General features: G+C 74.8%; 6 protein-coding genes. All 6 read right to left on the reverse strand.

The genetic code is table 11. The features are described 5' to 3' along the window. The coding region (locus tag ACWEQL_RS38820) for an ATP-binding protein (protein ID WP_452155710.1) at positions 1–1,344 on the reverse strand (1,344 nt) is incomplete at its 3' end. 292 nt (positions 1,345–1,636) lie between these two features. Further along, positions 1,637–2,440, reverse strand: a complete 804-nt coding sequence (locus ACWEQL_RS38825; RefSeq protein ID WP_452155719.1) for a phosphate ABC transporter ATP-binding protein — start codon at positions 2,438–2,440, stop codon at positions 1,637–1,639. Between the two features lie 87 nt (positions 2,441–2,527). Beyond that, complete coding sequence (locus ACWEQL_RS38830; protein WP_452155712.1) at positions 2,528–3,439, reverse strand: sortase; 912 nt, start codon at positions 3,437–3,439, stop codon at positions 2,528–2,530. Between the two features lie 167 nt (positions 3,440–3,606). Continuing rightward, positions 3,607–5,436, reverse strand: coding sequence for a hypothetical protein (locus tag ACWEQL_RS38835; protein ID WP_452155713.1), 1,830 nt, complete (start codon positions 5,434–5,436; stop codon positions 3,607–3,609). A gap of 154 nt (positions 5,437–5,590) precedes the next feature. Beyond that, a complete protein-coding gene (locus ACWEQL_RS38840; RefSeq protein ID WP_452155715.1) occupies positions 5,591–7,177 on the reverse strand; it encodes an Ig-like domain repeat protein in 1,587 nt (528 codons plus the stop codon). Between the two features lie 47 nt (positions 7,178–7,224). Beyond that, positions 7,225–8,226, reverse strand: coding sequence for a substrate-binding domain-containing protein (locus ACWEQL_RS38845; protein WP_452155717.1), 1,002 nt, complete (start codon positions 8,224–8,226; stop codon positions 7,225–7,227). Positions 8,227–8,493: the final 267 nt, after the last annotated feature.

An 8,493-nucleotide genomic window follows, 5' to 3' on the forward strand; every position in this document is an offset into this window, starting at 1 on the left:
GGCGCTCCCCGCGGCACCGGCCGCGCTGCGCGCCTGCTCGACGGCGGCCGTGGCGGCGTTGCGCTCCGCGCGGCGCTGGTCGTCGAGGTCGGCGGTGGTGACGGTGTCCTCCAGCAGGGCCCCGCGCGGCATCACCACCATCGCGGTGACGCCTCCGCCCTGGGCGTTGTCCCGCAGCTGTACCCGCATGCCGTGCCGGCCGGCGAGGCGGGCCACCACGAACAGGCCCATGCTGCGCCCGCTGAGCGCCCCGGCGAGCAGGGCGTCGCGGCGGCCGGGGCCGGCCGGGGTGGGCGGTTCGGAGAGCTGCTCGTTGAGCCGGCGCATCCGCTCGGTGGGCAGGCCGATGCCGCGGTCGGTGACCGAGAGCATGACCTCTCCGTTGTCCAGCAGCCAGCCGCCGACCTCGACCTGGTCCTGCGGCGGGGAGAACGCGGTGGCGTTCTCCAGCAGTTCGGCGAGCAGGTGGCTGGTGTCGTCGGCGACGGCGCCGCTGAGCCGGACGGAGGCGAGGAAGCCGATCCGGACCCGCTCGTAGCGTTCGATCTCGGAGACCGCGGCCCGGACCACGTCCAGCAGGGAGACCGCGGTGCGGCTGCGCTGGCTGTTCTCCAGGCCGGCGAGCAGCAGCATGTTCTCGCTGTTGCGCCGCATCCGGGTGGCGAGGTGGTCGAGCCTGAACAGGCTCTCCAGCTGCGCGGAGTCGGCCTCGCGGCCCTCCAGGCCCTCGATGAGCACCAGTTGGCGCTCGACCAGGGTCAGGGTGCGCATCGCGAGGTTGACGAAGGTGGCGTCGACGCTGCCCTGCAGTTCGTCGCGTTCCCGGTTGGCCTCGTCGCGCTCCTGGGCCAGTTCCTCGTACCGCAGCGTGAGTTGCTGCTGCTCGGCGGCCGATTCGTGCTGGCGGTGCAGGAGTTCGTCACGCTGCCCGGTGAGCTCGGTCAACTGGGCGGCCAGGCGCTCGCGTTCGTGGAGCAGGCCCTGCCGTTCGGCGGTGACCGTGCTCAGCCGCGCCTCGGCGTCGGCGGCCAGGGCCTCCCGGTCGCGCCGGGCCCGGGCGAGTTCCCGGGCGGGGCGGCGGGCACCGGAGCGGCGGGCGCCGAGGGCCGTACCGGCGAGCAGCAGGACCAGGAGGAGGGCCGCCGCGGCCCACCAGAGGGCGGAGACCTCGGCGCCGTCGACCCGGACCGAGCAGCCGGCGAGGGCCGGGAGGGCCGCCAGGGCCGGTACGAGGCGACGGGCGAGGGGGGCGGTGGGGCCCGGCGCCGTCCGGCGGGGCCGGGGGCCGGGCGGGAGGCTCGGCCCCCGGGGCGGGCGTGGACGCCCGTCAGTCCTGGTACGCAACGGTGCTCACAATCTCGTCCGACCTCGGGTCTGCGGGCGGGCGTTCGCGGGCCTGCCGGAGTGGGGCGACCCCCGTCGAGAGTTGACGCTCCGTCAGACACCTGCAAGATGCTCGCAAGAGTGAATCGCAGAACCCGGCGGCAAAACAAGATCAACTCAGACCGTGGACCGGGAGACACCTCACCGCACGAACGAACGCTCAGTGATCCCTCCAGGCCAACGCGGCGATCACCACCCCGGAACCGGCCGGTAACGCTCCGCTCACGTGACCGAGATCACACAAGTCGCTCCGCTATCCGAAGCGTCCGTTGACGTAGTCGGACGTCCGCGCGTCCGCCGGGGAGGCGAACATCGCCCCGGTGGGCCCGTGTTCGACGATCGCGCCGGGGGTGCCCTGCTCGGCGAGGAAGAAGGCGCACTGGTCGGAGACCCGCTGGGCCTGCTGCATGTTGTGGGTGACGATGACGATGGTGACCTCGTCCACCAGCTCGCGGATGGTCTGCTCGATGCGGCGGGTGGAGGTCGGGTCCAGGGCCGAGCAGGGCTCGTCCATCAGCAGCACCCGCGGGCGCACCGCGAGCGAACGGGCGATGCAGAGCCGCTGCTGCTGCCCGCCGGAGAGCGCGCCGCCGGGCTGGCGCAGCCGGTCCTGCACCTCGCGCCAGAGGCCCGCCTTGGTGAGGCACTCCTCGACCAGGTGGTCCTTCTCGGCGCGGCCCGCGCGGATCCCGGTGAGCTTGAGGCCGGCCACCACGTTGTCGTAGATGCTCATCGCCGGGAACGGGTTGGGCTTCTGGAAGACCATCCCGATGTCCCGCCGGGCCGCGGTGAGCCGGCGCTCCGGGTCGTACACGTCGACGCCGTCGAGCAGCACCTCGCCCGCCAGGGTGGCGCCCGGGATCAGCTCGTGCATCCGGTTGAGGATCCGCAGGAAGGTCGACTTGCCGCAGCCGGAGGGGCCGATCAGCGCGGTGACCCGGCCGGCGGGCATCACCAGCGAGACCTGTTCGAGGACCTTGCGGTCGCCGAACCAGGCCGAGACCGCCCGGGCGTCCAGCGTGCCCGCCGAGGAGCCGGGGGCCGGCGGCGCGGGCAGCGGCAACGGCAGCGGCACGGTCGGGGTGTCGAGACTGGCCACGGGGCGGCCCCTTTCAGAGGTGACGGTCGATCAGGAACGGCGGTCTCAGACCAGGTTGGGCAGCAGCCGGGCCACCTGGTCGGCGACCTGGAGGGCGAGTGCGGTGATCACCGGCACGCCGACGATCCAGGCCTGCCGGCGGCCCCAGCGCACCCAGCCCAGCGCGAGCGCGACGGCCGCCAGCAGCAGCCCCTCGCCCCACAGCACCAGCGGGATCCAGGCGGCGTCCTCGGTGCCCATGGCCTTCTCGGCCGCCGGCAGCGCGGCGGCGGTGAGCGGACGGGCGTTGGCCGGACGGACCTCGGTGACGAGATCGGCGTCGACCAGCAGCAGACCGTCCGGGGCGTACAGCGGGCCGTCCCCGGTGACCAGCACGATCCGCCCGGCCCCGGCCTTCAGCGTGGCCGGCACCGGGTCGCCGTCGCGGCGCAGGCCCAGCACCCGGAAGGTGTTCGCGCCCTGGCCGGTGGTGACGGTGAAGGTCTCACCCGCCCGCAGGTTGCCCAGCGTGCCGAACGGGCCGCCGAAGCCGGCCTGCCGGCCGAGCAGCACGCTGGTGCCGGCCTGGCCGGGCATCGGGGTGTCCCGGCGGTGGCCGGGGCCGGCCGCCAGCACTCCCCCGGCGGTGCCCTCGCGGACCACCTCGCGCAGGCCCAGCTGCGGGATCTCCAGCAGCGCGACCGGCGTGCCGGGCTCGACCGGCTCGCCGTCCTTGTCGAGCTGCCCGATCGGGGTGGTGCCCATCGCCAGGCTCTCGCGCAGCTCCGCGTACCCGGTCTGGTGGTCGCGCAGGTGCCGCAGGCCGCCCAGCGGGCCGAGGTCCAGCAGCAGGCCGAGCAGCAGGGCCGCCACGATGGCCAGCCCGGCGCCGATCAGCTGCGGCCGGTCGGGGCGCAGCCCGCGCCCCGCGGGCGGGTCGGACGGCCCGGTCGGCGGAGCGGGCGGCGGCCCGGGCACGGGCGGCGGCGTCCCCGGAGCCGGGGGCGGCCCGAGAACCGGCGGCCCGGCAACGGGCGGCACGACCGGCGTCGGCACGACCGGCACCGGTGCGGCAGGCACCGTGGGGACGACCGGCGCCGTGGGCGCCGCGGGCAGGGCCGGTCCGGCGGGAGCCTCGGTCACGTTCATTCGGCGGCCTCCGGCTCCGGACGACGGGCGGCGTGCCACCGGCGGACGTACGGCAGGGCGATCCGGCCCAGCAGCAGCGTCCCGGCGGCGATGGCGAGCAGGGAGTACCAGGGCACACCGCCCTCGGCGGCGGCGGGAGCCGCGGCCACGGCGGTCGGCGCCGGGCGGGTGGCGCCCGGCTGGGGCTGCGCCGGTTCGGCCGCCGCGGCGGCGTGGATCATGCCGTCGGGGGCCACCGTGGCGGCCGTCCAGGTGGTCGGCGCGGTGAAGGTGAGCACCCCGGTGAAGTCCCGCTTGGAGGCCGGGTTGACCTTGCCCCGGCAGGTCGCGGTGATGGTGTAGGCGCCGTTCAGCGGCCCGGAGCCGCTGCGGGTGGCGACCACCCGCAGAGTGTTGCTGAGCGGCAGCACGTACCCGCCGTTGGCGGCCGTGCGGTACACCGAGGCGGGGACCGTCCCGGTGAGCGGCGCGCCCTCGGCCGGGAAGCCGGCGCCGCTGATCCGCACGGTCAGGTAGTCGGCGGCCGGGTCGGGGCACTGGGCGGAGCTGAGCAGGTCGAGCGGGTCGTCGTCCCGGCCGGTGGCGTAGTCGAAGGCCAGCGTGCCGGCCGGTTCGGCGGCCCGGGCCGCCGGCGCGGCGGCCAGTTGGGCGAGCAGCGGGCCGGCCAGCAGGACGGCCAGCAGCGCGGCGCCGGCCGCGGCGGGCGTCCGGGGCGCCTCTCCGGCGGGGGCGGCCGAAGTGGCGGCCCGGCGGCGGCGCCGGTCACGCCACCACCAGCCGCCGAGCACCGCGAGCGGCACCAGGACGGCCAGCAGCGCCCACGGGACGCTCGTGAAGCGGTGCTTGGAGACGCTGCTGACCAGCGCCGGGTCCTTGTCACCGGCGACCGGCAGCGGGTCGACGGTGATCCCGGCGGTGGCGAGGAACGTCGGGTAGGCGCCGGACACGTCGAAGCGGTAGCGCACCACGTTGCCGGGCAGCAGCTCCTGGAGGTCGGGCGGGGTGTCGCCGGTGGCGATGGTGCCGAACACGTTGGCCACCCGGACGGCGTGCTTGCCGCCGAGCCGGACGTTGCCGGTGTTGCGGACGGCGTAGCTGATCGTGGTGTGCCCGCCGTCGAAGGGGTTGAGGCTGGGGTGGTGGCTGGCCTCGACGTCCTCCACCGCGAGCCGGGCCTTGAGCTCGCCGGAGACCCGGACGTTGACCCGGGCGCCGACCCGCTGGTCGACCGTCACCGCGTTGCCCTTGGCGTCCTTGGTCTCGGTGCGCAGCGCGACCACGATGCCGGCCGGGTGGTCGCCGGGGGTGGCGTCGGCGGGGACGGCCAGGGTGAAGGGGACGATCTGGCGGCTGCGGGCGGGCAGGGTGAGCGAGCCGGCGGCGGTGCGCAGCCAGCTGCCGGCCCTGGTGGAGGCGGTGCCCTCGGGCAGCACGTCGTAGCCGCCGCTGTCGGTGTTGTAGGCGTCGGCGGGGTAGAGCCGCAGGGTGAGCGGCTGGTCGCTGTAGTTCCAGACCGCGACGTGGTCCTTGAGGATCGCGCCCGGGGTGGCCCCGTAGGTGAAGGTGCCGCGGGTGTCCGGCTCGGTGGCGCTCGACGGCTGGACCCCGAAGGTCCGGGTGGTGGCGGGGGCGCCGCCGGGGTCGGTGGCGGCGGCGGCCGCGGGGGCGCCCGGGGTGGCGGGCGCGGCGCCGGTGCCGGGGTCGGCCTGGGCGGGCGCGGCGGCGGTGGGCGGCGCCTGCGGGACCGGCGGATCGTCGGCGTACGCGGGCCCGCCGGCGAGCAGCACAGCCGCCAGCAGGACGGGAACCAGGAGCCATCGGTGCATCGCGGGGCCATCCTCGGTCGCGGAAGGGGAAGCGCAGAAGGGGAAGGTGGAGCGGGGGGTCGGCCGCCGGACCGTCCGGGCTCGGGAACACATTGCGCCTGGACGGTCCGGCCGCCGGGTTACGGCCTGACGCTCACCCGGTGAAGAGCGGGCGTCAGATCGCGGTCAGGGTCAGCACGCCCTGGTAGGTGCCGGCCTGGGTGGAGGTCGGGGCGAGCAGGGTCAGGTCCGCGCCGAACTTGGCGGTGCCGAGGCCGGTGGCGGTGGCCAGCGTCCGGGGGGACTTCAGGCCGAGCGCGCCGCCGTCGGTGGCCGCGACCGCGTTGGCCGGGTTGACCTGGCCGCCGAGGGTGACCTTGAGGCCGTCGCCCTTGGAGACCAGGTTGGGCGCCCAGCCTAGGTTCTGGGCGTTGATCTGGTTGGCACCCGAGGCGAACTGGGCGACCTGGCCGGTGACCGACCAGCCGGGGGCGCCGGCGCGGGTGTCGGTGACGGTGACGGTCTGGATCGGGCCGTTGGTGCTGAACAGGGTGCTGCTGCTGTTCAGGGTGAGCGGCGGCAGGGTGACGTTGGTGCCGGCCACGCTGATCACCAGGGCGCCGGGGGCGACCGTGGTGGTGATGGTCTCGGAGACCGGCGCCGGCGGGGTGGAGCCGCCCGGGTTCGGCGTCGCCGGGGTGACCGTGAACGCGACCGCGGCGGAGGCCGAGGCGGCGAACGCGGCCGGGTCGGCCGGGGTGAAGGCGGCGGTGAAGGAGTGGTCGCCCTCGGCCGCGTCGCCCACCGTCAGCTGGGCGGCGCCGGCGTTGACCGGCTGGCTGCCGATCACGGTGCCGTTGTCCTTGAACTCCACGGTGCCGGCGGCGGCCGGGGAGACCGCGGCGGTCAGGGTCACCGGGGTGCCCTTGGGGGCGGAGCCGGCCGGGGAGACGGCCAGCGCCGTGGTGGTGGCGGCCGCGCCGCGCGGGCTGATGGTGTAGCTGACGGCCGCCGAGGTGGAGCCCAGGTAGCGGGCGTCGGTGGAGGTGAACACGGCCTTGAGGCCGTGCGTGCCCTCGGCCAGCGCGTTGGTGGTCAGGACGGCCTGCCCGCCGGAGACCGCGACCGGGGAGCCGACCGGGGTGGCGCCGTCCAGGAACTGCACGGTGCCGGCGGCGGCCGGGGAGACCGCGGCGGTGAGGGTGACGTCGGCGCCGGCGGTGGCGGAGCCGTTCGGGGTGACCGTCAGCGCGGTGGTGGTGGCCTGGGCGACCGGCGCGTTCGGGTCGGTGGAGGTGTAGGAGGTGGGGCTGGTGAACCAGATCGCGCCCACGAAGTCACCGAAGTACGTGGTGCCGAGCTTGGCGCGGCAGCGCAGGTGGAACTCGTACTTGCCGGAGAGGGTGGAGAAACCGTTCTTCTGGGCGAAGCTGCGCATGGTGTCGCTCAGCGGCACGGTCAGCCGGCCCTGGGCGTCCGGCGGGAAGACCGACTGCGCCTGGTTCAGGGTGACGCCGTAGCCCTCGGCCGGGAAGCCCTGGCCGAACACCAGGGTCTGCAGGTTGGTGCCGCCCGGGCAGGAGCCGGAGCTGACGACGCTGATCAGCTCGTCGTCGGCGCCGGTGGCCGGGTTGACGGTCAGGGTGCCGATGGTGGGGCTCTCGTCGGCGGCGTACGCGACCGAACCGACCATGGTGATGCTGCCGGCGGCCAGCAGGGTGGCGGCGCCGAGCGCGACGGAACGCGCGATGCGGATGCTCACGGTGGTACTCGCTTTCGGTTTCGGAAATGAGAGGACTGGGAGGGTGATCAGCCGGTGGTGCGCGAGGTGTCGCCGCAGTTGGCGTTGGTGCCGAAGCCGTACTGCTTGATGAGCGTGCCGCGCTGGCAGATCTGCGAGTTGGCGCCGACGAAGACGTCGCTCCACGGCGAGGTGCCGACCTTGGCGGTCGGGATCACGTTGTAGACGTCACGGGTGGCCGGGGCGCCGGTGTTCAGCAGCACCGAGGGCACACCGTTGATGTTGCCGAGCTGGGCGGTGCCGCGGATGTCGGCGATGGTGCCGGAGCTCTGCGCGATGTACTGGGCGATCGAGAACGGCACCAGCGAGGCGGTGTCCAGCACGCGGCCGTCGTGCTCCTCGATCTTCTTGCCGCCCTTGGTGTCGCTCAGGCAGGGGTACTTGCCGGCGACCACGTCGGCCTCGGTGATGCCGACCACGGTCAGCCAGAACGCGCGGGTGCCCGAGCCGGCCTGCGGGAGCAGCGGGCGGATGGAGAAGTTCGGCGCGGTGCCGACGTAGCCGGGGTCGCAGCTGTAGATCGCGCGCAGGTCGGCGGTGGTCAGGTCCAGCGGCAGCGAGGAGCCGGAGCTGACGGCGTAGGTGACGCCGTCCACCGCGAACGGCACGTAGGTCAGGCCCGGGGTGCTGGCCGCCAGGTTGAGGCTGGAGGAGCGGGCGAAGTCCAGGCAGCCCTTGCCCCGGTTGAGCTCGTTGAGCAGGGCGGTGCGGCCGGCGCCGGAGCCGTTCGGCCGGTTGAGGGCCTGGCAGTCGGCGGACTCCTTGGTGGCGATGGTCGCCGTGCCGAGCGCGTTGTACGAGCCGAGCACCTTGGTGCCGTTGACGGTGATGTCGTTGGCCATGGCGTTCATGACGCCCTGGGTGGTGTCCGAGCCGACGCCCGCGAGGGCGCGGTAGGTCGGCGCGCCGGACGGGTCCGCCGCGGCGGTCCCGGTGCCGGAGATCACCAGGCCGAGCCCGGCGGCGACGGTCACACACTTGGCGAGGTGGCTCTTGGCGAGACTCTTCATGGTGTTCTTCCCTGTGGGGCGGCTGCCGTCGGGGCAGCGCTCGGAGCACGGCCGGAGGGTCTCCGGGCGTGTGGCGCACGTGCGTTCGGGGGTGAACGGTGAATCGGCGGGCGTGAGGGGCGGACGGTGAACGGGTGGTCGGTGGGGCGGCGGCCGCGGGGTGCGTCACCGGGCCGCCGCCCAGGCCTCGCGGTTGAACTCCGAGAACCAGTCTCCGAGGGTCTTGGGTGAGGTGGTCACGTACGGTCGCCTCCTGGATCGGGGTAG

The sequence above is a fragment of the Kitasatospora sp. NPDC004240 genome (genome assembly GCF_053603215.1).

Coding starts and splice junctions, on each gene's coding strand:
- ACWEQL_RS38845 (WP_452155717.1), bottom strand. CDS start 8,226: ATGAAGAGTCTCGCCAAGAGCCACCTCGCCAAGTGTGTGACCGTCGCC.
- ACWEQL_RS38835 (WP_452155713.1), bottom strand. CDS start 5,436: ATGCACCGATGGCTCCTGGTTCCCGTCCTGCTGGCGGCTGTGCTGCTC.